Genomic DNA, 24671 nt, shown 5'->3' on the forward strand with positions numbered 1-24671 from the left:
GCTAGCGCTTCTGCTTTGCTAACCGTTCTATTCGCTATAATCAACTCATTGGGTTGTGCGAGTAATAAGGGATGTAACACTCCGCGCGCTGCGCCACCAGCCCCCAGTAACAAAATGCGTAAACCTTTAAGCTCGCCAAAATTGGCCACCAGATCAGCGACTAAACCCGCACCATCAGTATTGTCTCCCAAAATCACACCATCATCGGTCAGTTTTAAGGTATTCACCGCACCCGCGAGTAAGGCCCGCTCGGTGTGTTGCTCGGCAGCCTGATAAGCCTGCTCTTTAAATGGCGCAGTAATGTTACAGCCTTTCCCGCCCTCGCGCCAAAACTGTGAGAGGGCCTCGGCAAAACCATTGTCTGCTGGCTCAATTGCGGTATAGGTCAATTTCTGTTGAGTTTGACGGGCAAAAAGGGTGTGAATAAAAGGCGATTTTGATTGGCTAATTGGGTTGCCAAATACTGCGTATAAATCCATTAGGTGCACTACTTAAAACAAAAACAATAACGCACCTTAACAAGGCTTTAAGCAAAAGCCAAAGTACAAAAAATAAAAAGCAGCCTGCGCTGCTAATTATTAATCATCGTCATCCAGTTCTGGTGCATCATCGTCTAAATCGCTAGTGTCATCATCGTCACTATCAACTACTTTTGCAGCTAGCTTAGGCGGATTACTCACCAAACCATGAAAGGCCTTACGACCGGTAAGCTTTTTGTATTTTAGCCAAAGCTTTTGCTCGGCAGTTTCTGGCTCGGCGTCACCGCGGCACACCGACACAAATTCAGACTCAATCTCATCGATTGGCTGACGCAAGGCTTCGTCGAGCTCTTTAAAAGCGCTGCCACAACGCTCAAGTAACTCGGCTTCTTTTATCGTAAAGGCACCACTGCGAGAAAAGCCGCGGCGAAAGTTTTTATCATCGAAAAATCGACGTGTTGCTGAAAACGATCCATTCATAGCGCAAGACTCAACGATTAAAAATCATTAATATTATTTGTTAGGTATTCGCTACCAATGAGTAGCCAACAAATAAAATATTTAATCCATAGCTGGGATTGTTGCAAGAAAATAAGTCATTTTTTTTACAGCCGCTACATCGATTGATTTAACCAATCGCGGGGGACCAAATAACGTTGGTAAAGCTGCTCTTCTAAACTACCGACTTCAGGCCGCCAATTGTAACGCCATTTCACTAACGGCGGCAAAGACATCAAAATCGACTCAGTACGGCCACCCGATTGCAAGCCAAACAAGGTGCCACGGTCATACACCAAATTAAACTCAACATAACGACCACGCCGATATAGCTGAAAATCACGCTGCGCCTCAGTGAAAGGAATACCTTTGCGACGCTCTACAATGGGTAAATAAGCCACTAAGAAACCGTTGCCTACTGCTTGGGTAAAAGCGAAGCTTTGCTCAAAGCCATCTTCGTTTAAATCATCAAAAAAAAGTCCGCCTACACCACGGGTTTCATTACGATGTTTTAAGAAGAAATAGCGGTCACACCACGCCTTATAATTAGCATAAACTTCTTCACCAAAAGGCTGGCATAAGTCGGCAGCCGCTTGATGCCAAGAAATACAATCTTCATCAAAGCCATAATAAGGTGTTAAATCAAAACCACCGCCAAACCACCAAATAGGCGCTTCGCCTTCCTTTTCTGCGACAAAAAAACGCACATTGGCATGCGAGGTGGGCACCATTGGATTGTTGGGGTGAATAACCAAAGAGACCCCCATGGCCTCGAAATGCCTGCCCGCTAATTCAGGCCTCTGAGCGGTAGCTGAAGCGGGCATTTGCTCACCACAGACATGCGAAAAATTGACCCCCGCTTGTTCAAAAACTCGACCATTGGTTAATACTCGAGTACGGCCTTCACCGGTTAAGCCTTTATGCTCCGCAGGATCGCGTTGCCAATCATCGTGTAAGAAACGGGCTTGACCATCTTGTTGTTCCAATTGCTGACAAATAGTTTGCTGTAGTTGCAGAAAAAATTGTCGCACGGCTTCGATGTTTACGTCTTGCATGTTAGTTCCTTGAATCAATGTTATGCACGAATCACAGCACCAGTGAAAATGTCTTTAATTTGGCTCGTTTGCGTTGCCCCACCCAAAGGACCATCTAAGACTATATCTACACCACTGAGTTGGGTGGCTTGGTTCGCAGTGACCGCAGGGGGTTCTCCACTGTAATTGGCCGAAGTAGAGACTAAAGGTTTACCCCATACATCACACACAGCGCTCACTACGGGATGAGAGGTTAATCGCACCGCAACACTGCTAAATTGACCACAAATCCATTTAGGTGTTAGCTCTGACACTGGCACTAACCACGTGGTGGGACGCAATTGCGGGGTAATCAATAATTGTCGCTGCTCGGCACTTAGCGCCGCATACTCAATATATGGCAACAGCTGGGCTAAATCTGAGGCTAACAAAATCAACCCTTTTTCAACTGGACGATGTTTTATTTTCAGGATTTTTTCCACCGCACTTTGCTGGTCAGGATCACAACCTAATCCAAACACCGCTTCGGTCGGGTAAGCCAATACCTGGCCTTGTTTTAATGCACTTATCGCCGTTTCGGCAACAGTAGTAATCGCTACTGTTTGAGAGTGAGAATGAGTCATTATTTTTGCACTTTAACTAAACTATGGATCAATACAAACTGTAGAGCGGCACACACCACCACTGAGGGCCCTGCAGGCGTATCTTGATACCAAGATAAACACAAGCCTAGCACCACCGATATAGCACCAAACACAATAGCAAATATAGCCATTTGCTCAGGTGACCGGCTTAAGCGTCGCGCCGTAGCCGCAGGAATTAATAACAGAGAGCTAATAATTAGCGCACCGACTATTTTCATCGCAATAGCAATCACCACCGCCAGCAATAGCAATAACAAGGCCCGCATAACAGCAACGTTCACTCCTTCAACTTCGGCGATTTGTTCATGTACCGTTGCCGATAGCAGTTTGTTCCACTGGCTCAGTAAAATAGCCAGTACGACTGCACCACCGCCCCAAATCCATAACAAGTCTTGTTGAGTTACCGCTAATAAATCACCAAATAAGTAGGCCATCAGATCGATACGAACATTATCCATTAACGCCACAACCACCAAACCGAGAGACAAGGCTGAATGCGCCATAATGCCTAACAAAGTATCACTCGCTAATTGCTTATAACGCTGTAGCGACAACAAGATAATCGCCAACATCACACCGCTAAACACCACCGCGATTATCGGGTTGATTTGTAGCCACAAACCTAAGGCAACCCCCAGTAAAGATGCGTGCGCTAAGGTATCACCAAAATAGGCTAAGCGCCGCCACACCATGAAAGAACCCAGCGGGCCGGCTAATACAGCGATACCTAAGCCCGCCAATAAGGCATTGATTAAAAAGTCATCCATGATTTAGTTAATCTCTTGAGTGCTTGGCTGATTATGATGATGCTCATGGTCATCACATACGTGATGATGGGTATAAACGGCTAACTGCTGACGTTCATTTTGAGCAAACAAACGCGCGAATTCAGGATGCTGAGCAACACTCTCTGGTTCGCCATGGCAGCATACATGGTGATTTAAACAAATCACATGGTCCGTGCCCGCCATCACTAAGTGAAGGTCATGAGAAACTAACAATACTCCACAATTAATCTGTTGCGCGATATCGGCAATTAACTGATAAAGCTCAATCTGTCCTGAGATATCAACACCTTGTACCGGCTCATCTAGTACCAGCAACTGCGGTTCACCTAATAAGGCTCTTGCTAATAATACTCGCTGCATTTCGCCACCCGATAAACGCACCATTTGCCTTGTCAGTAAGCTATCAATACTTAATTGACGAATCACTTTAGCTAAACCTTGCTTAGATGAGCGACGCGCTAATTTTAAGAAACGCTCAACCGTCAAAGGAAAGGATTCATCTAAACTGATTTTTTGCGGTACATAGCCAATACGTAACTTTGAGGCCTTGGTGATGTTACCTGAATCTGCCGAAATCAAACCTAGGATCACTTTAATTAAGGTGCTTTTACCCGCGCCATTGGGGCCAATCAAGGTGGTAATTTGACCTCGATTTAGCTCTAGCGAAACATGGTCTAATACCAAGCGCTGATCGAAGCTAACGCAGATGTTGCTTAATGACAGTAAGGTGCTCAATCTCAGCTTCCTATTGAAAAATCGTTTGTAAAAACCCAGCGAGTTTTACTTGGGGGCGCTATTCTACACTAGATGTTACACTATCGTATTATTTAACCAAATCACCCCAAAAAGTCTTTATGCGTAAACTGTTCTTTGCTTTATTGTTAATAGCCGCACCTAGTTGGGCAAGCAAGCCTAACATTTTGGTTAGCATTAAACCCCTTCAGCTAATTGTTACTAGTCTAACGGAAGGCCAATTAGAGGTGGATTATTTAATTAGTCCTAACGTATCCCCCCATGATTATGCATTGCGTCCATCTGACGTTCGACGTATTCGCCAAGCAGATCTGGTCATTTGGGTAGGGGAAGAGCTAGAACCTTTTTTAACTAAGCCACTCAGTCAAACCAATACCCTTCAACTCACCTTACTTCAATTAGAAGGCTTAAATTTGATTGAAGGTCAAGAAGGACACGACCATCATCAACATGGCGATCATCACCATGAGGTTGACCCTCACATTTGGTTAGGCCTTGCTGAAACTCGCGTTATCGCCGCTGCCATTAGTCAGCAGTTGATGGCCTTGCAGCCACAATCAAAAAAACTATTAGAGCAGCAATTAGCTCGATTTAACCAACGCTTGGACAGCTTAGAACAAGAGATAATGGAGCAGTTGGCGCCAGTGAAGCAACAAGGATACTTTGTCTTTCACGATGGCTATAGCTACTTTGAACGCCAATTTGGTTTGAATCGTTTAGGTGAGTTTACCATCAACCCGCAACGCCGCCCTGGGGCAAAAACACTGCAAAGTATTCGCCAACAACTAGAACAAGGTTCGGCTCGCTGTATTTTTGCTGAACCGCAATTTGATGGTGCCTTACTAGAAAACATAAGTAAGGATAGTGGCGCCCAAATTAGCCTACTAGACCCTTTGGGTATTAGTGTCGAACAAGATGCGCAAGGTTATTTTGCGCTACTAAGACAACTGGCTAATACCTACCATGAGTGTTTGAGCGACTAACAACAAGCGGAGCCTAAGCTCCGCTTTGTTAAATCACTCTTGAGAACTGCTGCCGCCGTGCTTGAGTGCGGAAGTACACATCAAAACACATACAAATATTGCGGATCAGCAATCGCCCCTTATTCGTCACAGTAATCACTGCTGTGTTGATGGTGACGAGGCCATCTTCGACAAAAGGCTGTAGCAACTGTAAGTCTTCAGCAAAATAGTCGTGGAAGTTAAGGGTAAACTGCTGCTCTATATCGCTAAATTGCAGCTGGAAGTTACATATTAATTTTTTGATTAATTCACGACGAATCAGGTCGTCTTGATTTAAGGCTATGCCTTTCCACTGGGCGTGACCTTGCTGGTCAATTTGTGCGTAATAGGTTTTTAAGTCTTTCTGATTTTGGCTGTAAGCATCACCCAGCATAGAAATCGACGACACGCCTAAACCCAGCAGATCGGCTTCACCTTGGGTGGTATAACCTTGAAAGTTACGGTGCAACTCGCCTTTGTTTTGCGCGATGGCTAATTCGTCATTTGGCTTGGCAAAATGGTCCATACCTATAAACTGATAACCGTGGGTTGTGAGAAACTCAATACTGTCACGCAAAATACCTAAGCGCTCATCACTGCTTGGCATGGCAGATTCATCAATTTTACGCTGCGCAGCAAAACGACTAGGTAAGTGCGCATAGTTAAATACCGAGAGGCGATCTGGGTCTAGATCGATCACACGAGTTAATGTTTTGCTAAAGCTGTTGCGACTTTGATGGGGTAAGCCATAGATTAAATCAATGTTGACCGAGTTAAAGCCCACAGCTTTGGCCCGTTCAACCAAGGCAAAAATAAAGTCTTCGTCTTGCTCACGATTTACCGCTTGTTGCACTTGCTTATTAAAGTCTTGCACCCCTAGACTTAAACGATTAAAGCCTAACTCAGCCAGTAAATCGATAGTCGATAGCGCTATCTCGCGAGGGTCAACTTCAATACTGATTTCAGCATCTTCAGTAAAGCTAAACTGCTTAAACAGCTGGCCAGTAAGACGCTTTAGTTGTTCGGGTTCTAGATAGGTTGGGGTACCACCACCCCAATGCATTTGACTCACTTTACGCTGCTTAAAGCGCGGTGCTTGCAACAAGATTTCTTGCTCTAAGTAATCCAGATAAATATCGGCCTTATGTTGATGACGAGTAATCACCTTATTGCAGCCGCAGTAATAACAAAGCTTATGACAAAACGGGATATGCAGATACAGTGATAAGTCCCGTTCAGGGAATTTTTCACTTGCCACCTTAAATTGGGCTTCACCAAACTCTTCGCTAAACTCTAGCGCGGTTGGGTACGAAGTATAACGCGGCCCTGAGTAGTTGTACTTCTCGATCAGTTGTTGATCCCAATCTACACCAAGTAGTGACATGTGAGTGTTCTCCTAAAGCGTATCTAGATTCAGTTGGGCGATAACAGCGGCTTCTTGCAAGATTTGCTCGGCCAAGGCTTTCTCTTCAGCTTCACGTTCGAGATCTTGACGCATCCGCTGTTGCAAAGGCAGCGTATTGCGCGCCTCATGAGTGGGCAATTCTTTAACCGCATTATATAACTGAAACACCGACGGAAATCGCTGCGCCCAATCAATCACAGCAGGCGTTTGCAGGGCAATTAACAAATTACAGAGACGGATCACACCTTCTGATAAGCCACAGCGGTCCTCTTGCATCGCTTTCGCAATATAGCGAATATCGGTAAGTAAGTGTTGGTTACGCTTTTCAACAGCCTGTTTAATGACCTTACGTTGTCCAAGCAAACGCCCCACTAATACTGCAGCGTAAATAGCTAAAACCGAAATAATAGCTAGCCCTGCCAATACCCACCAAAACATACGACTTAATCCTTATATTGATCTAGAGAAGAGCTGTTGAGTGAACGCCATAACTGTTCGTCTTCATCTAATGCGTCAACTTCTTCAGCTTCTTCTGATAAACCTAGCTCAGCCAACAACTCTGCATGTCGGGCAAGTTGTTGATCAACCCACTGCTGCTCTTGCTTACTGATTTCAGCGCCCTCATCTAATAGGTCAATCAGGTTTTCCAAACGAGTGTTGGCCTCTAACAACGCTAACTCTTTCTCAGGAGTAAGTGGCTGCTTGGCTTTTACCGGTTTAATGTCTTTCTTAACTGCTGGTTTAGCCACACCCAAAACAACCGGTGTTTTACTGCCTAAACGCGGATCTTGCTTCTGTTTAGCGCCAGCCTGATTGGTGACCAGTTCAGCTTCTTGCTGACGGCTACCAGAGCTATTACCTTTACCTTTGGTTACACGATCGGGAACGGCAATACGCTTTGCTTTAAAATCTGGATCTTTACGTACCCCAATCAAACCACCTTTACGATTCTTTTTTCTAGCCATGTTAATTACCTTCACCTCTATGGAATAGCGCCACGTCGGGACCCACTATGTCCAATCTAATCTGATAACGATCGGCTAACCAATGCAATGTTTTATCGCTATAAAACACCACATGAGTCGGATCGTTTTTATAATGCCAATGGGGAAATACATCAATTCCCCAATGGCGCTTAGTCATTACGGCTAGCAAACCAGGCCTCTGCAACAAGTCCATTAAGCACTGCCAAGCTTTGGCCGGGTAGTTAAAATGCTCAACGACTTCAGTACAAGTTATAAACCGATAGGTCTGCTGTAAACGCTGCTCATCTGGGTAGTATATTGGATCATAGTTCAGTAACTGATGTCCTGCTTGTGCTAACAAATGGCTTAACGCGGGCCCAGGACCACAACCAAAATCTAAACCAATAGCTGGCTGTTTCAAGGCAGCAATCACAGGCTCACTCACTCGTCGCAAAAAGTTTAAATATGCTTGATCTTGCGGGTCGTTATTATGCAAGTTGTAATGGGCGTGTTCAGCAGCAGCACTTAGCACATCATTCGGATCAACAAATATCAAATCACATACTGCACAATGCCAATACTGACGCGCTTTGTTACGATAAAAATCGTTGGGTGATGGGGTACTACAGAGTAGACATTTCACCGATCAACACCTTGCCGTATTTTTAGGGGCGCAAGTGTAACACTTAGAGCATCGATGGCGAATAATAAATCAAGCAGATATGGGCAGCCTGAGCTGCCCATTTATGTCTTAGTGCAATCCACCAAGATATTGCGACAAGATTTCAATGTCTTTATCGCTTAGCTTACTCGCAACATCTTGCATCATGCCATTCATATCGTTATTTCGTTCGCCACTGCGGAACATTTCTAGTTGCGACTTAATATAACCAGCATACTGCGAAGAGATACGCGGGAACTTAGCCAAACTTTGGCCTACACCTCGTGGCCCGTGACAAGCAGTACAAGCCGCGATGCCGCGTTCTAAATCGCCACCCATGTATAACTTCTGACCAGCTTCCACGTATTCTGGCGCAGTGGTATTTGGGCTCATAGCTTGCGCTGAGAAGTAAGCCGCTAAATCTTCCATGTCTTGTTCAGATAATGGCATTGCCATACCACCCATCACGGCGTTATTTCGGCCTTCAGTTCCACCGCTAGTCATAGCGGCTTTAAATTCTTGCAACTGTTTAACGAGGTATCCGGCGTGCTGGCCTTCTAATTTCGGATAGCCTGCAGCTTCACCTTGCTCGTTGTGACAAGCTTTACACGTTGCCGCTTTCTGCTCCCCAGCTGCTGCATCTCCCTTTGCCCATACTGGACTGGCTAAACCCGCCATTAACATTAAAACTACGGTAAGTTTTTTCATGACATTCCATTTATTAGTATTATTCCAAACCACACACTGGTGCCCCGTGATACACTTAGCGAGTCCAGTAACGGCATTATTTTACACAATTTTGCCAAAAACGTAATGTATTACCCTAATTTCCTTGTGGAGCTCAACATCACCATGGCGCAATATCATTTTCAAAACACCCACTTTATTACCAGTGCGCCCGATATTACGGCCATGCCGGAGGATAGCGGGATTGAAATAGCTTTTGCAGGACGCTCAAATGCTGGTAAATCTAGCGCATTAAATACTTTAACTCGCCAAAAAAGTTTAGCACGAACCAGTAAAACACCTGGACGAACCCAACTAATTAACGTTTTTGAGATAAGTGAAGGCTTTCGTTTAATCGATTTACCCGGCTACGGTTTTGCCCAAGTTCCCGAAGAGGTTAAAAAGAAGTGGCAAAAGTCACTCTCTGAATACCTACAAGATCGCCAAAGCTTAAAAGGCATTGTGGTGTTGATGGACATTCGTCATCCATTCAAAGACACCGACCGCGGCTTAATTGAATGGGCAGTAGATTGTAATTTGCCAGTACTGGCATTACTCACTAAGTCCGACAAACTTAAGCAGGGCGCACGTAAAGCCGCTATTTTAAAAGGCCGCGAAACAGCCTCCGAGTTTGGCGGCAATGTCCGTGTAGAAGGTTTCTCATCGTTAAAACGAACTGGCTTAGACTTACTACAAAATGCGCTAGTGGCTTGGTTTGACCAACATCAGCAAGATAGTGACCCAAGCGAGACATCTGCCGAAGAATGACAATGACAGGCTTGTCGTTTTTCTGCAGGCCTTAACTTTCCCCTAAGCAAGCAATACTCCATTTAGTTACAACCACTGCTTTCGCTCATTTTCATCTGCATGCCGCCTCTTCATCCGCTTTTCACAGCTGTGAGCTGTGCGCTAGCTCATAAATTTATGAGAAACATCGTCTAGTGATAAATTTTGCAATTGAGCTACAGAAGAACGTAAAGGTTATGCCAAGCCAGACCATTATACTGAGCGCAAAACTAAATGAGGAAACAACATGAGCGTGAATGACACGACCAAAGCCAATGCTCTAGAGCCTAGTGAACTCAGTGATGCAGAAGCCGTAACCGCAGCAGACAAAGCACGAGCCGATCAATTAAAGCCAATTAGCGGCGCGCTAGTCACCCACATGTACACCGCCGATCCTTCTGCACACGTATTTAATGGCAAAATTTATGTTTATCCTTCGCACGATGTTGATAATGGCCAACCCTTAAATGATAACGGTGACCATTTCGATATGCGTGATTATCACGTATTTTCTCTAGACCGTCCGTTTGGGGTTGTCACAGACCATGGCAATGCGCTAGACGTTAAAGACGTTGCTTGGGCTGAGAAACAAATGTGGGCGCCAGATGCTGCAGAAAAAGATGGCAAATACTATTTGTACTTCCCAGCACGCAACTACGACGGTATTTTCCAAATTGGAGTGGCGGTGGGCGACCAACCTGAAGGGCCATTCACACCACGAGATAAAGCGATTGAAGGCAGCTTCAGCATTGACCCTGCGGTATTTAAAGACGACGACGGCAGCCACTATATGTACTTTGGTGGGTTATGGGGTGGTCAGTTACAAAATTGGCGCAATGGTGAATTTGGTGAAGATCAATTCCCTGCCGATGATCAACCTGCGCTTAAACCACTAGTAGCAAAACTGACTGACGACATGTTGGAGTTTTCTGAGACGGTTAAAGAAATCGACATTGTTGACGAAAATGGCGAGCTACTGCTTGCTGGCGATAACGAGCGCCGTTACTTCGAAGGGCCTTGGATGCACAAACACAATGGCCGCTATTACTTCTCTTACTCTACAGGTGATACCCATAAAATTGCCTACGCAAGCAGTGATTCACCTTATGGGCCATTCCGCTATGAAGGGGTCATACTTGAGCCGGTATTAGGTTGGACCACCCACCACTCAATTGTTAAGTATCAAGATAAGTGGTTCTTGTTCTACCATGACAGTACCCTTTCTGCTGGTCAAACGCACTTACGCAGCATCAAAATGGCTGAGTTGAACATTGATGATAATGGCAAAATTGAAGTGATTGAGCCTTACTACACATAGGCCAACATTTTTAGCCAGTAGAACGCCACAACCGTGGCGTTTTTTGTGTCTGTAATAAATGTTCCGCTCAGCGCATAGTGACCAATCTACTGCACACCGAAATCCAGACAAAAAAAAGCCTCATCGTCCGATGAGGCTTATAAGAAATGAAATTCTTAAAACTGAAAGCACTATTCCAATTGCTTTAATTATGACTCGCAGAAAATGAATTAGTTCACAAAGTTTTTCAAAAAAATGCGTTTTTATTTCATGAGCTTTTCAAAATGTGTTTATTCCGCAGGCTTAACCTAGCAAAACAGACTTGCAAAGCTTCAATTTCAGAGGGAAAGCACTCAATAAAATGTAATTTAACAACTCAAAAAGAGAAATAAAGCAACAAAATGAGAGAGAAATAACGAAGAACGAATAAAAATCACAAGCCCACAAGATCAACTGGGCGTATCCACTTAATTTTAAACAAAAAAACGCCCCGACAGATGACTGTCGAGGCGGCAAAATAGCCTGTTTCAACTACGTGAAATAAAGGTCTGAAAGATAGAACATCTTACCTCTGTACCCTACAACGGTTACTCTAGAGTATCACTGCTGAAAAATAAAGCACTTTTTGTAAGGGAATTTCATTTTTTAGGGCTAGACGAGTTTTTAAATTACGCGAAAAGGTTTTCAAAATTACCATGACTAGACTCGAATTTTTGGCACAAAAAAAGAAGGCCTAAGCCTCCCTTTTGCCAACACCGCGATAACTTAGTGGGCTTCATCCCAATTGTTACCAACACCAGACTCAGCAACTAAAGGTAAATCTAAACTTACCGCTTGCTCCATCAGTTGAGTCAGTTTAGGCACTATACGTTCTATTTCACTTTCCAATACTTCAAACACTAATTCATCGTGCACTTGCATTAACATGTTGCAATGCTCGCTGGGTTGGGTGTCTAACCAAGCAGCCACCGCAATCATCGCCTTTTTAATAATATCGGCGGCGGTGCCTTGCATCGGTGCATTCACCGCTGCACGCTCGGCAGCTTTCTTACGCATACCATTACGTGAATTAATCTCAGGTAAATACAAACGACGGCCAAACACCGTTTCAACATAGCCGTGTTCTTGGCAGAAATCTCGTGTACTGTCCATGTAGTCTTGAACAGCAGGGTAACGCTCAAAATATCGATTCATATAGTGTTGGGCGTCAGCACGGCCAATACCTAATTGCTTCGCCAAACCAAAGGCACTCATGCCATAAATCAACCCAAAGTTAATTGCTTTAGCACTACGGCGCTCATCACTGCTAACTGCCTCAAGTTCTTTGCCAAATACTTCCGCGGCAGTGGCTTTGTGAACATCTTCCCCCGCGGCAAAGGCTTTCAGTAAACCAGGATCCTGCGAAAGGTGCGCCATAATACGCAATTCAATTTGCGAGTAATCAATCGCCACCAATTTATAGCCATCGGCAGGGACAAAAGCCTGCCGAACTTTGCGCCCTTCTTCATGACGAATAGGGATATTTTGTAAGTTAGGATCAGTAGACGAAAAACGCCCCGTAGCCGTTACCGCTTGATGATAAGAGGTATGTACTCGACCAGTACTTGGCTCCACCATTTTAGGCAATTTATCGGTATACGTAGACTTAAGCTTAGATAAACTACGGTATTCTAAAATCACTTTAGGCAGTGCGTAATCTAAGGCTAATTCTTGTAATACTTCTTCCGCCGTTGAAGGGGCACCTTTTGGCGTTTTCTTAACGACTGGCAGTTCCATTTTCTCAAATAAAATAGTTTGTAACTGCTTAGGCGAGCCCAAATTAAATGGTTCGCCAGCCAACTCGTGCGCTTGCTTCTCTAAGCCATCAATGCGTTCGCCTAAAGACAAACTATGCGCAGCTAAACGAGAGCTGTCGATGCGTACACCTTGGCGCTCGGTTTGCGATAATATACTGACAAGCGGCAACTCAACATCTTCAAACAAGCTTTTCAGCTTAGGTTGCTGCTCTAATTTTGACCATAGGGTTTGATGCAAGCGTAAAGTAACGTCAGCATCTTCTGCCGCATAAGGCGCGGCGACTTCAAGTTCAATTTGGTTAAAGGTGAGTTGCTTAGCCCCCTTACCCGCGATGTCTTCAAATTTAATGGTTTTATGCTGGAGGTATTGTAATGACAGTGAATCCATATCATGACGAGTCAAGGTGCTGTTAAGCACGTAAGACTCTAACATGGTGTCGTACTTGATGCCTTTCAGGGCAATATCATAACGCGCTAAGACGCTAGCATCGTATTTTAAGTTTTGACCGACTTTGGCTTTGTTAGGATCTTCCAACATCGGCTTCAGTTTCTCGAGTACCCAATCGCGGTCAAGTTGCTCAGGGGCATTAAGGTAGTCATGGGCAACCGGTAAATAAGCAGCTTTACCCGCTTCTACTGCAAACGATAAACCGACTAACTCAGCCTGCATATAGTTTAGCGAGGTGGTTTCGGTATCAATGGCAATCAGTTCTGCGCCCTCTAATTGCTTAAACCACTGTTCAAAATGTTGCTCAGTTAAGATGGTTTCGTATTCACCTTTCAGTTCAACGACAACCGCTTCAGCGGCATCACTCGTCTGCTCCAGTTCACCACCTGTTGGCAATGCTGAGCTAGATTGATTGCTCAAAGCCTCACTTAACCAGCGTTTAAATTCTAATTGACCAAACAGCTTAATTAAGGCGTCTTTATCCTCAGGGCTGCGCTGCATGTCATCCATGCTAAAGCCAACATCGACATCACATTTGATGGTTGCCAATAGGTAAGACAAGCGGGCATCTTCGCCATGTTCGCGAAGTTTTTTCGGCATGGTTTTAGAACCGCGAAAGCCCAAGGGGGCAACCGCATCAGGATCGGCAAGCAGCGCATCAACACCGCCAATACCTTGTAACATAGCCAAGGCTGTTTTTTCGCCCACACCGGGTAAACCAGGAATGTTATCTACCTTGTCACCCATCAATGCTAAGTAATCAATAATTAGCTCTGGCGGTACGCCAAACTTGTCAATTACACCCGCACGATCCATCACCGTATCGGTCATGGTATTGATCAAAGTGATGTTCTCATCCACCAACTGAGCCATATCTTTATCGCCAGTACTGATCACCACCGCTTTGTTTTCAGCGGAAGCTTGTTTGGCTAAGGTGCCAATCACATCATCAGCTTCTACGCCTGGCGTTGCCACCAAGGGCAGTCCCATGGCTTTAATAACCGCATGTAAAGGCTCGATTTGACTGCGCAAATCATCAGGCATTGAAGGACGATTAGCCTTGTACTCTTTATAGATGTCATCTCGAAAGGTTTTCCCCTTGGCGTCAAACACCACCACTATGTGCTCTGGCTTAAATTGCTTAAGCAAACTGCGTAGCATGTTAATTACGCCATAAACGGCACCGGTAGCCTCACCTTTTGAGTTAGTCAAATGTGGCGGAGAATAGTACGCGCGGTACAGATAAGATGAGCCATCAACTAATACCAAAGGCTGCTCGGGGAGGGTTGCCATAACCGTGATCCATAGTTCTGATTTTGATTGCGCTCGATGATGCCACAGCCACTCTAAATGCACCAGAGCTAAGCGATTTAGCTATCGATAAATTGTGGATAAGTCTGTTGACAAACAGCGGTGATTCTCTCGCGAAATATTCACAAGCTTATTAAAAATGCATTAACATTATTTATTTCAACAACTTACAGAAAAAGAAAGGCAACAAGTAGGGGCAGCAAACACTTTCCTTATTGTGGAAAACATCATTCCATGACATTGCTTTTCGGGCCTAGCTGAACAATTAACAAACAACCCAAGCTAGGCAGGTGGAATAATATAGAAGATTATACTGGGGGAAACCTTGGAATAGATCACATTTTAATCAGCCTAAAAATTTAATTTCGTTTAACTAAAACTGGCATGTTTTAGTGCTGCCAGTAATGATGGGTAACTGGCCTGAAAATGTTCACTATTGGCGCATTCAAACCAAGTACTTTCGCTTAAGCCATCGAAACGCCACCACCATAATTGTGGGCCAAGATAAAACCCTAAGACTTGCCAATCGGCGCCTTGTTCAGTCACTGAGATTGGCCAAGATTGCTGCTCAACAAACTGTTTAGCTTGAGCTAAAAAATGCGCCTCACTAAACACTAGATTAAGTTTAATAACCGCATGTTCTTCAAGAATGTCTACGCGACCACTTAACTGCTGCATGATATTTCCAAACACTTGCCCCAGCTAGGCGGCGTTTCGGCAAAACGTTGCATATCTGCTTGCTGACTAAAAGGCTGGCTAAGCACCTTATGTAGCAATTGTAGATTCGCATAATCGCCGCCTTCAGCTTGCTCAATCGCGTGTTGCGCTAAATAGTTACGTAATACGTATAAAGGTACGTGCTGCTGAATATGTTCGATACGTTGTTGCTGGCTCAGCTTGCTATGCTGACAACGCGCAGTATAAAGCGTTAACCAAGTTTGCCATGGCTCAGCTAAGCGCTGCGGTAATTCTTCTAAGGGCTGCGCTAGGGCGCGTAAGCTTTGATGATAGTCGGCTTTTTGCTCGGCCAAGAGTTTAAGCAATTGCGCTAATAGTGCTTCGTCTCCATCCTGCCAAACCTGCAATCCCAATTTATTTAGCATCAAGCTTTGGTAATGTTGATTAATCTTCTGTTGATACCGCACCCACAGCGGTTCTGTTTGATGGCTTGGTATGTAATCAGACAAAGCCTGCGCTAAACGCTGTAAGTTCCACAACCCTATTCCCGGCTGCTGATTAAAGGCATAACGACCATAGTGATCGCTGTGATTACAAATATGTAACGGGTCGTAATCATCAAGGAATCCATAGGGGCCGTAATCCATGGTGAGCCCTAGTATCGACATATTGTCAGTATTCATGACGCCATGACAAAAGCCTTCAGCTTGCCACTGGGCAATCATCAAGGCGGTGCTATCTACGACTTGTTCCAGCATTGCTAATACGGGGTTTGATTGTTCAAGACAATCGCTAAAGTAATGCTCCAAGCAAAAATCAACTAAGCGCTTTAAGGGCTTAGTTTGCTGCTGGTGATAAAGGTATTCAAAATGACCAAAGCGAATATGGCTGGGTGCCATACGCACCAACATCGCTTCTTTTTCAAAACGCTCTCGTTGCACTAGGCCAGAACCCACCGTTAAACTCAAGGCTCGCGTAGTAGCAATCCCTAAAGCCGCCATGGCTTCGCTAGCCAAAAATTCACGTATGCTAGAGCGTAATACCGCTTTACCATCACCTTGTCGTGAAAAAGGGGTTAATCCAGAACCTTTTAATTGCAGCTCCCAGTAATCACCTTGCGGCGTTTTCACTTCACCGAGCAATAAGGCTCGGCCATCACCAAGCTGCGGTGAATAACCACCAAACTGATGCCCTGCATATACCGTAGAAGCAGGTTGCATACCATCAATCAATAGCTTACCAGCGCTTAAACCCAAGGCCTGCGGGCCTGCCATAAAATCGCTGTCTAAGCCAATTAACTGAGCCGCATCGTGACTAACAATGGCCATTTCAGGATCTTTTAGTGGCGTAGGTTGCTGCTGATGGCATAGCTCCGGTAATTCAGTGGCAAAACGATTCACAAATTCCATGTGTGACCCTTGATTAGCAAATGATAAGTACTTAGCTTGCCTGATATTGATCGATAAGGCCCAAGAATTGATACCCATATCGTTCTAATTTCTTTAAACCCACACCACTAATGGCCAACATTTCATGTTGCGTTTGCGGTTGTTGCTGTGCCATTTCAATCAATGTCGCATCGTTAAAGACCACAAATGGAGGTACCGATTCTTCATCAGCCAAGCGCTTTCTTAAATTACGTAGCAAAGCAAACAAACGTTTATCATAAACCCCATAACTGGCGGTTTTTTTGCTTTGCTTGGTGGTATTTAGGCGCGGTACCGCCAACGATAATGGTTGCTCACCCTTGAGAAACGGTCGTGCGGCTTCGGTAAGTTGGAGCACAGAGCTACGAGCAATGTTTTGCTGTAACAAGCCCAAATGGATCAATTGACGTAAAATGCTCATCCAATGCTCATGACTGGCACTTTTTCCGATCCCATGCGTAGACAGTTTGTCATGACCTTGTTCAAGTATGCGCTGTCCCATACTGCCACGTAATACTTCGATAACGTAACCAATACCAAAGCGCTGACCTAAGCGATAAACGCAAGATAGTGCCTTTTGTGCATCTTGCAGACCATCATATTGCTTAGGAGGGTCTAAACAAACATCACAGTTACCACAAGGTTTAGCGAGATACTCACCGAAATAATTCAACAATACTTGGCGACGACAGGTTTGTGCCTCAGCAAAGGCCACAATGGCATTAAACTTATGGCTTTCCACTCGCCGCTGTTGCTCGTTTTCATTTTCTTCAATCATCCGCCGCACCCAATTCGCATCGGCAGGATCATACAAAAATACCGCTTCGGCTTCGGTGCCATCTCGCCCTGCGCGACCGGTTTCTTGGTAATAAGCTTCAATATTTCGTGGAATATCGTAGTGAAATACATAGCGCACATTGGGTTTATCAATGCCCATTCCAAAGGCGACTGTGGCAACCACCACTTCTATTTCATCCCGCTGAAACTGTTCCTGAACCAACTGGCGTTGTGCTATTGGCAAGCCCGCATGATAGGCAGCACTGCGCAAACCTTCGGCACTCAGTTTCATCGCCAACTCTTCGACGCGTTTACGGCTACTGCAATACACAATACCGCTGTCTTCTCGGCGTCGTTTTACATAATCACTAAGCTGCTGCCAAGGGCGATATTTTTCTTGTAAGGTATAACGAATATTAGGGCGATCAAAACTAGATATATGGGTGAAGGCTTCACCCAGCCCCAATCGCTGAACAATATCTAAGCGTGTTGTATCATCGGCGGTCGCAGTTAAAGCGACCAAGGGTATGTTAGGAAAATTCTGTTTGAGGCAACCCAGCGCATTATATTCAGGCCTAAAATCATGACCCCATTGCGAAATACAATGCGCCTCATCAATGGCAAACATAGCCAAAGGCAATGCTTGCAAGCGTTGTATAAAGTCACCATTAATCAATCGCTCGGGCGAAATATACAGTAATTTCAGCTCACCCTGCTGGAGGCTTCGGTAAACTTGGTATTGCTGATCACGCGCTAAGCTAGAGTTTAAGTAGGCTGCATTCACACCATTATGCTGCAAACTGTCTACTTGATCTTTCATCAACGAAATGAGTGGTGAAATGACCACTGTTAAACCTGACTTAACTAAAGCAGGAATTTGGTAACACAAGGATTTTCCACCGCCCGTAGGCATAATGGCAAGGCAATCTTGGTCTGCCAACAAACGCTGAATAACCGCCGCTTGCCCGCTTCTAAATTCGGCAAAACCAAAAACATCTTGTAGAACTTGCTGGGCGCGCTGCATTCGGGGTGAAATCCAAAACTGTGTTGTTGGCTAATCGGTCGGCTATTGTAATCAAGCGCCACGGTCTTGTCTTGGTTTGCCTTTATTCTTTTCTCGCTATATTGTATTTAAACAGGCGTTTAACTTTTAAGGATTAATGATGACCACCCTACGACAACAAAAATGGCGTAAAGCCATCGCCGACACCTTCATCAATCAAATGCCTTTTAATCAATTACTTGGTATTGAATTGGTAGAATACAGTGCTACCGGAGTCACCTTAAAACTCGCCATGGACCCCAAATTAATCGGTAACCCCATTCACGGCATCTTACATGGCGGAGTCACTGCCACTATTTTGGATGTAGCCGGAGGAATGACCGCGGCCGCAGCGGCAGTGCAACGTTTAGAAAACCTATCCAGTAAAGAATTGTCAGTACGGATGAGCAAAACCGGTACCATAGATCTGCGCATTGATTACTTACGTCCGGGAGTAGGAGAGCTATTTTATGCCTCTGCAGAAGTGATCCGTTCAGGCAATAAAGTGACCGTAACTCGCATGGAGCTACATAACCAAGAGGGTACCCATATTGCTTTTGGTACCGGTACTTACTTAGTTGGCTAGTCCAGTTCGCTTGCCACTGGGTAACTATTTTCTCATTTTCCTTAAGTAAATATTGATATCTCACTGTCAGTTATGACTATACTAAGGACATTAACTCTTCTGTTAAATAGGCTATCAGGCTAATGAGCGCTCCGACTATTTCGCCCAGTGTAATCAGTTTACTACAAGCTATTCTGCAAACCGTACGAGAACACGCCCACAGCTTAAGCATAGAAGATATCGATCAATGGTTAGAGCACGAGCTTGAAGGGTACGGTGATTTTGCTCACTTCCCTGATTATCGAATCGTAGAATGTAAACAGTTCGGCATTTTTAAGAAACCGGGCCAAGAGTTGCAGCATTTTGAGCAAATCCACGATGATTGTCTAAATGAACGAGACCGTTGCCAACTCCGTTATTTGCACCTTCAGTTATCGTTAAGCGACTGCTTAAGCACAGAGGAAGAAATTCAACGCGCTTGGCCTACTCGACTTTTAGCCAGCTATGCCGAGGATATTATTCCCGGCTACCAGTGTGTACGTGCTTGGCAAAGTTTCCATGCTCCACTAAATGAACGCTTAATTAGTGGTGTGCTCGGCCATTTAATTCACTTGTTACTGTTATCTGATAACCCCAAAGGTGCGGTACTCATCGCAGAGGTGGCTGAGCAGTGTAAGCAAAACCCCCAACTAGATTTGCTATGGGCTAAACTTTACAAAGATGCCACCTCAACCGCATAAACAGCTTGAGGTAATCATCCTAGAAACCGCGCAATTGAATATATGGCTGCATATCCATTCACCTGATACACTACACTGACTTTCTCGCCAAACTCCCAACTTAATGCCTAATCAAACCACTAAGCACGGTGTAATCTTTGCCCTTGCCGCCTATGTTATGTGGGGCTTTGCTCCCGTATATTTTAAAAGCCTGACTCAAGTACCTGCCTATGAAATTTTAGCGCATCGCGTCATTTGGTCTTGTGTATTTGTGGCAGCCTTGCTCGGTTTAGGTAAGCAATGGGGGGCGGTAAGTGCGGTTATCAAACAACCCAGGCAATTAGCGACGCTAGCACTAACCTCAGTGTTAATAGGCTTAAATTGGTTGATTTTCATTTGGGCGGTCAATAATGACCGCATGTTGGACGCTAGTTTGGGTTACTACATCAACCCCTTATTTAATGTTGTATTAGGCATGCTGTTTTTGGGGGAGCGCTTTCGTCGCGCTCAATGGGTTGCGATTGGTTTAGCCCTCAGCGGCGTGTTAATTCAGGTTATAAGCTATGGCTCTCTGCCGTGGATTGCGATCAGTTTAGCGGTGAGTTTTGGCTTTTATGGTTTACTACGCAAAAAAGTCAACCTAGGAGCCTTGCCAGGATTATTTGTGGAAACCCTATGGTTATTTCCGCTAGCGCTGGCTTATCTGGGGTTATTTGCCGATTCAGCTACCAGCCATTTACTCGGCAATACTAGCAGTTTAAATATACTGTTATTAAGTGCAGGCATCGTCACGACACTGCCCTTACTGTGTTTTGCTGCGGCCGCTACGCGCTTACGCCTGTCTACTATTGGTTTCTTTCAATACATTGGCCCCTCGCTGATGTTCATTTTAGCCACCAGTGTATATGGCGAAGAGCTAGAGCCCATGAAGCTACTCACCTTCGCTTTTATTTGGCTAGGTTTAAGCGTATTTACCTGGGATGCCTTACGTAACCAACGCAGACAAAAAAAAGCAGCCAAATAATGGCTGCTTAGACTTTACCCATTAGATTTTTTCGAGTCGGGCGTAAGCGAGTACCAGCCATTTCGCGCCCGCTTCTTCAAACTGCACTTGCACCCGACTTTGTTGCCCAGAGCCTTCATAATTCAACACGATACCCGCACCAAATTTAGGGTGGGCAACTCGCTGCCCTAAACTAAAACCACTATCATCAAAGGCAGCTTGTTGTATTTGGTGAGAAAAGCGTCCTTGTTGCACTGGTCGGCTAACAGCGGTATTCAAGCGGATTTCATCCAAGCATTCACTGGGTAGCTCACGCAAGAAGCGTGAAGGCGGATGAAAAACCTCTTTTCCCCACAAACGACGGCTCTCAGCATGGCATAAATATAATTTTTGCATGGCTCGGGTCATGCCCACGTAACACAGTCGGCGCTCTTCTTCGAGTCGTCCAGACTCTTCCGCCGACTGCTGGCTTGGGAACATGCCTTCTTCGACGCCCACTAAAAACACAACTGGGAACTCTAAGCCCTTGGCACTATGCAAGGTCATGAGCTGCACCGCCGCTTCATCAGCTTCAGCTTGATTGTCACCCGCTTCTAAGGCCGCATGTGATAAAAAAGCCACCAAAGGCGAAAGATCTTGGTCTTCTTCCATTTGCGTGAATTGCTGGGTGGCGGTGACCAGTTCATCTAAGTTTTCTACTCGAGCTTGCGCTTTTTCGCCCTTTTCAGCTTGATACATCGCTAGTAGACCAGAGCCCTTAACTACGTAGTCAGTTTGCTCGCCTAGGGCCATTTCTTGAGTTTGTAACTTAAGCTGTTGTAGCAACTGTACAAATTGACTCACTGCATTGGCCGCACGCCCCGACAGGGCATTTTGTTGCAAACAATAGTCTACCGCTTGCCACAGGCTTAACTGCTGCTCACGGGCAGCTTGACGCAGCAACTCAATGGTTCGCTGCCCAATCCCACGGGTAGGGGTATTGACCACACGTTCAAACGAGGCGTCATCGTGAGGATTACTGATTAAACGTAAATAGGCCAAGGCGTCTTTGATTTCTTGGCGCTCGAAGAAGCGTAAGCCACCATAGATGCGATAAGCCAAACGCTCTTGCATTAGCGCTTCTTCCAATACCCGCGACTGAGCATTGTTACGATACAAAATGGCACAGTCAGCGAGGCTAGCGCCATGCTCTTCAACACGCTGTTGAATACGCGCCACCACAAAGCGGGCTTCGTCGATATCATTAAAAGCGGTGTAAATAGAAATCAACTCTCCATCTTTATCATCGGTCCAGAGACTTTTACCCATACGACCTTGGTTGTTTTCGATAAGCTGATTGGAGGCTTTTAGAATATTGGCGCTGCTTCGATAATTTTGCTCAAGACGAATAGTATTCACCTTTGGTACATCTCGTTCGAAGCTTTGAATATTTTCAATTTTAGCACCACGCCAGCCGTAAATAGACTGGTCGTCATCGCCTACGATAGTGATGTTATTGTGGTCGGTAACCAACATTCGTAGCCAAGCATATTGAATGGTGTTGGTATCTTGAAATTCGTCCACCAGAATATGGCGAAAACGCTGTTGGTAGTGGTGCAAGATATGCGGCTGTTTTAGCCACAATTCGTGGGCGCGTAACAACAATTCAGCAAAATCGACCAAACCAGAGCGATCACATGCTTGCTGATACGCTTGATAAATTTCTAACTGCTGACGCTCAATGGGATTGTTACTGTAGTCTACATGTTCAGCCCGTTGGCCCTCATCTTTACGCGCATTGATATACCATTGAACTTGCTTGGCGGGCCATTGTTTCTCATCTAGATTCATCGCCTTGATTAAGCGACGCAATAGGCGATATTGATCGTCAGAATCGATGATTTGAAAGTCATCGGGCAGGCCTGCATCACGAGAGTGGGCACGTAATAGGCGATGCGCCAGCGAGTGAAAGGTCCCCATCCACATACCTTGAAAGCGATTGCCGACTAATTTCTCAACCCGTGAACGCATTTCTGCTGCCGCTTTGTTGGTAAAGGTGACCGACAAAATTGATAGTGGAGAAACATTTTCCACCTGCATTAGCCATGCAATGCGATGCACCAAGACACGCGTTTTACCGCTACCAGCGCCCGCGAGTAATAACATGTTGCTAGGTGCAGCGGCGACGGCTTCGCGCTGCTTATCATTGAGGCCGTCTAACAGCTCAGAAATATCCATGGTGCTCTCTTGAGGGGTAAAAACACCTGTATATTATAACAGGTATTGAAGTTGTGCCAGTTGGCTTATCTCGATATCGGGTAAAGCGGTCAGTTTTCTTGGTTGTTGGCTATTTTGATTAAGCCAAATAGAGCGGTAACCCGCCTTAGTGGCCCCCGCAACATCGGTAATGCAGTGATCGCCAACGTGAGCAATTTGCTGCGGTGCCAACTGTAACTGTTGACTGGCATAGTGGTACATATCAGCCGCTGGCTTGGCGCTAAACTTGCCACCAGCCTTTAGCTCTAGCTCGAACAATCCACCTAAGCCAATTTGGAGAATATCAACATTACCATTGGTGATCGCGACGAGACGATAGCGGCTGGCGAGCTGTTGCAGTAACGCCAAACTGGTTGGCGGCACCACAAAGTCACTACGTACCGCTAAGAACTGCTGAAATATTTGCTCGGCTAAGTGACTCGCCGCTACTTGCTCCAGGCCGTGCTCAACAAAGGCCAAGCGCAACCAAGCTATACGGCAGGCGCTCACATCACCTTTCAATTCTGGATTATTCTTAATAATACGGCGTTTATACTGCTGCCACTGACTCGTGGTCAAATGTGCAGTGGCATGCACTTCAGATTTAAGATAATCCATTAACCACTGTTCGGCGCGGTGAATATGCGGCCAGTTATCGTATAAAGTATCATCTAAGTCGAAAGACAGCGCCTTTACAGGTGACCAACTTCGGTAAAAAATCATCTGCTTACTCGCTTAAGGTTTACGTTTAGCACGTGGGTGAGCCGCATCATAAGTACTCGCCAAGTGGGCAAAATCTAGATGGGTATAAACTTGGGTAGTGGATAAGTTAGCGTGCCCCAATAACTCTTGAACCACACGTAAGTCACCACTACTTTCTAATAAATGCGTCGCAAAAGAATGGCGCAACTTATGAGGATGAAGGGTGCTGCTTAGTTGCATTTGCTGCGCCCAGTGTTGCAAACGCTTTTGCACAGTGCGGTGGCTAATTCGCTGTTGGCGAACACTAACAAACACCGCCGGCTCCGCTTCGTCCATGACCAATAAGCGCCGCTGCTTAAGCCAGTGTTTTAGTGCTTGTTCCGCTTTAGAGCCAAAAGGCACCAAACGCTGCTTGTTACCTTTACCGGTGACCAACAACTGCTGTTGTTCAAAATCGATATCCGAAACATTTAAACTCACTAGCTCAGCCAGTCGAATACCGCTGGCGTACAATAATTCCATCATAGCTAAATCACGGCAACTGACTAAATCACTGCTATCTAAAGACAATAACTGCTCAATAGAATCAATGTCTAAGTTCTTGGGTAATGGCTTGCTTTGCTTGGGAGCAGAGATACCAATCACCGGATTGAGCGGGACTATTTGTTGACGCAGTAAATAGTTAAAAAAGCTTCGCAAGGCCGACAATTTATTAGCCATAGAGCGGGGCGATAAGCCGGCTGTTTTTAGTTTAACTAACACGCCACGCAAGATCTGAGAATCAACCGATTGCCATGACTGGCAACCCAGTTGATTTAACAGTTTTTGATGTTGTAGCAAGCTACGTTGGTAGGAGCTAATGGTGGCGGGGCTATAGCGACGCTCAACCTCTAGGTAGTGGAGAAAAGCGTCAATATCATCCTGCATATAA

The 24671-nt window shown here is 45.2% G+C and carries 24 protein-coding genes (1 of these 24 cut by a window edge); 6 read left to right on the forward strand and 18 right to left on the reverse strand.

Annotated features, from left to right (window positions below; all coding sequences use genetic code 11):
* The 6 genes from aroE to znuC form a co-directional block, all read right to left on the reverse strand.
* Positions 1-479, reverse strand: partial view of a shikimate dehydrogenase gene (aroE, locus tag M0C34_RS19990; protein ID WP_248713410.1) — the 5' portion only. It extends 340 nt beyond the left edge of the window; only the first 479 of its 819 coding nucleotides appear in the window; its start codon is at positions 477-479; the stop codon falls past the left edge of the window.
* Between the two features lie 99 nt (positions 480-578).
* On the reverse strand, positions 579-959 hold the full coding sequence (locus tag M0C34_RS19995) for a MaoP family protein (protein WP_248713411.1): 381 nt from the start codon (positions 957-959) through the stop codon (positions 579-581).
* Between the two features lie 134 nt (positions 960-1093).
* On the reverse strand, positions 1094-2032 hold the full coding sequence (hemF, locus tag M0C34_RS20000; protein ID WP_248713412.1) for an oxygen-dependent coproporphyrinogen oxidase: 939 nt from the start codon (positions 2030-2032) through the stop codon (positions 1094-1096).
* A gap of 20 nt (positions 2033-2052) precedes the next feature.
* Complete coding sequence (tsaC, locus tag M0C34_RS20005; protein ID WP_248713413.1) at positions 2053-2634, reverse strand: L-threonylcarbamoyladenylate synthase type 1 TsaC; 582 nt, start codon at positions 2632-2634, stop codon at positions 2053-2055.
* Positions 2634-3422, reverse strand: coding sequence for a zinc ABC transporter permease subunit ZnuB (gene znuB / locus M0C34_RS20010; RefSeq protein WP_248713414.1), 789 nt, complete (start codon positions 3420-3422; stop codon positions 2634-2636). Before znuB ends, tsaC begins: the two co-directional genes overlap by 1 nt.
* Before the next feature lie 3 nt (positions 3423-3425).
* On the reverse strand, positions 3426-4178 hold the full coding sequence (gene znuC / locus M0C34_RS20015) for a zinc ABC transporter ATP-binding protein ZnuC (RefSeq protein WP_248713415.1): 753 nt from the start codon (positions 4176-4178) through the stop codon (positions 3426-3428).
* 119 nt (positions 4179-4297) lie between these two features.
* Between znuC and znuA the strand changes: the two genes are divergently transcribed.
* Complete coding sequence (gene znuA, locus M0C34_RS20020; protein WP_248713416.1) at positions 4298-5179, forward strand: zinc ABC transporter substrate-binding protein ZnuA; 882 nt, start codon at positions 4298-4300, stop codon at positions 5177-5179.
* A 28-nt stretch (positions 5180-5207) separates the two neighbouring features.
* Here the strand turns inward: znuA and hemN are convergent, their stop codons facing one another.
* From hemN to M0C34_RS20045, 5 genes are all read right to left on the reverse strand, one after another.
* Positions 5208-6581 (reverse strand): oxygen-independent coproporphyrinogen III oxidase, encoded by a 1374-nt coding sequence (gene hemN / locus M0C34_RS20025; RefSeq protein WP_256469298.1) that lies wholly within the window; start codon positions 6579-6581, stop codon positions 5208-5210.
* A 12-nt stretch (positions 6582-6593) separates the two neighbouring features.
* Positions 6594-7040: a DUF2489 domain-containing protein gene (locus tag M0C34_RS20030; protein WP_248713417.1), complete on the reverse strand. Its 447-nt coding sequence runs from the start codon at positions 7038-7040 to the stop codon at positions 6594-6596.
* Between the two features lie 5 nt (positions 7041-7045).
* Positions 7046-7567, reverse strand: coding sequence for a Der GTPase-activating protein YihI (yihI, locus tag M0C34_RS20035; protein ID WP_248713418.1), 522 nt, complete (start codon positions 7565-7567; stop codon positions 7046-7048).
* 1 nt (position 7568) lies between these two features.
* A complete protein-coding gene (locus tag M0C34_RS20040; protein WP_248713419.1) occupies positions 7569-8210 on the reverse strand; it encodes a methyltransferase domain-containing protein in 642 nt (213 codons plus the stop codon).
* Positions 8211-8318: 108 nt separating this feature from the next.
* Complete coding sequence (locus tag M0C34_RS20045) at positions 8319-8936, reverse strand: c-type cytochrome (protein ID WP_248713420.1); 618 nt, start codon at positions 8934-8936, stop codon at positions 8319-8321.
* A 144-nt stretch (positions 8937-9080) separates the two neighbouring features.
* Here M0C34_RS20045 and yihA point away from each other — a divergent pair, with 144 nt between their 5' ends.
* Positions 9081-9722, forward strand: coding sequence for a ribosome biogenesis GTP-binding protein YihA/YsxC (gene yihA / locus M0C34_RS20050; RefSeq protein WP_248713421.1), 642 nt, complete (start codon positions 9081-9083; stop codon positions 9720-9722).
* A 265-nt stretch (positions 9723-9987) separates the two neighbouring features.
* Positions 9988-11058, forward strand: a complete 1071-nt coding sequence (locus M0C34_RS20055; RefSeq protein ID WP_248713422.1) for a glycoside hydrolase family 43 protein — start codon at positions 9988-9990, stop codon at positions 11056-11058.
* Positions 11059-11802: 744 nt separating this feature from the next.
* Here the strand turns inward: M0C34_RS20055 and polA are convergent.
* The 4 genes from polA to recQ form a co-directional block, all read right to left on the reverse strand.
* Positions 11803-14574 (reverse strand): DNA polymerase I, encoded by a 2772-nt coding sequence (polA, locus tag M0C34_RS20060; RefSeq protein ID WP_248713423.1) that lies wholly within the window; start codon positions 14572-14574, stop codon positions 11803-11805.
* 387 nt (positions 14575-14961) lie between these two features.
* On the reverse strand, positions 14962-15270 hold the full coding sequence (locus M0C34_RS20065) for a hypothetical protein (protein ID WP_248713424.1): 309 nt from the start codon (positions 15268-15270) through the stop codon (positions 14962-14964).
* Positions 15258-16679: a protein adenylyltransferase SelO gene (locus tag M0C34_RS20070; RefSeq protein WP_248713425.1), complete on the reverse strand. Its 1422-nt coding sequence runs from the start codon at positions 16677-16679 to the stop codon at positions 15258-15260. The genes M0C34_RS20065 and M0C34_RS20070 overlap by 13 nt, the downstream gene beginning before the upstream one ends.
* Before the next feature lie 31 nt (positions 16680-16710).
* A complete protein-coding gene (gene recQ / locus M0C34_RS20075; RefSeq protein ID WP_248713426.1) occupies positions 16711-18498 on the reverse strand; it encodes a DNA helicase RecQ in 1788 nt (595 codons plus the stop codon).
* Positions 18499-18637: 139 nt separating this feature from the next.
* Here recQ and M0C34_RS20080 point away from each other — a divergent pair, with 139 nt between their 5' ends.
* The 3 genes from M0C34_RS20080 (at position 18638) to rarD (ending at position 20824) form a co-directional block, all read left to right on the forward strand.
* The gene (locus M0C34_RS20080) at positions 18638-19102 is read left to right on the forward strand and encodes a thioesterase family protein (RefSeq protein WP_248715675.1); all 465 of its coding nucleotides are present in this window, start codon (positions 18638-18640) and stop codon (positions 19100-19102) included.
* Positions 19103-19224: 122 nt separating this feature from the next.
* A complete protein-coding gene (locus tag M0C34_RS20085) occupies positions 19225-19821 on the forward strand; it encodes an AbiTii domain-containing protein (RefSeq protein WP_248713427.1) in 597 nt (198 codons plus the stop codon).
* Positions 19822-19924: 103 nt separating this feature from the next.
* Positions 19925-20824 carry an EamA family transporter RarD gene (rarD, locus tag M0C34_RS20090; protein ID WP_248713428.1) on the forward strand — a complete coding sequence of 300 codons (900 nt, stop codon included), beginning with the start codon at positions 19925-19927 and terminating at the stop codon, positions 20822-20824.
* A gap of 21 nt (positions 20825-20845) precedes the next feature.
* Here the strand turns inward: rarD and uvrD are convergent, their stop codons facing one another.
* The 3 genes from uvrD to xerC are packed head-to-tail and all read right to left on the reverse strand — an operon-like array spanning position 20846 to position 24667.
* The gene (gene uvrD / locus M0C34_RS20095; protein WP_248713429.1) at positions 20846-23020 is read right to left on the reverse strand and encodes a DNA helicase II; all 2175 of its coding nucleotides are present in this window, start codon (positions 23018-23020) and stop codon (positions 20846-20848) included.
* A gap of 33 nt (positions 23021-23053) precedes the next feature.
* A complete protein-coding gene (locus M0C34_RS20100; protein ID WP_248713430.1) occupies positions 23054-23761 on the reverse strand; it encodes an HAD-IA family hydrolase in 708 nt (235 codons plus the stop codon).
* A gap of 12 nt (positions 23762-23773) precedes the next feature.
* Positions 23774-24667 (reverse strand): tyrosine recombinase XerC, encoded by an 894-nt coding sequence (gene xerC / locus M0C34_RS20105; protein WP_248713431.1) that lies wholly within the window; start codon positions 24665-24667, stop codon positions 23774-23776.
* Positions 24668-24671: the final 4 nt, after the last annotated feature.

Origin of the sequence: Agarivorans sp. TSD2052 (genome assembly GCF_023238625.1) — a bacterium.
In the GTDB taxonomy this organism is placed as follows: Bacteria; Pseudomonadota; Gammaproteobacteria; order Enterobacterales; family Celerinatantimonadaceae; genus Agarivorans.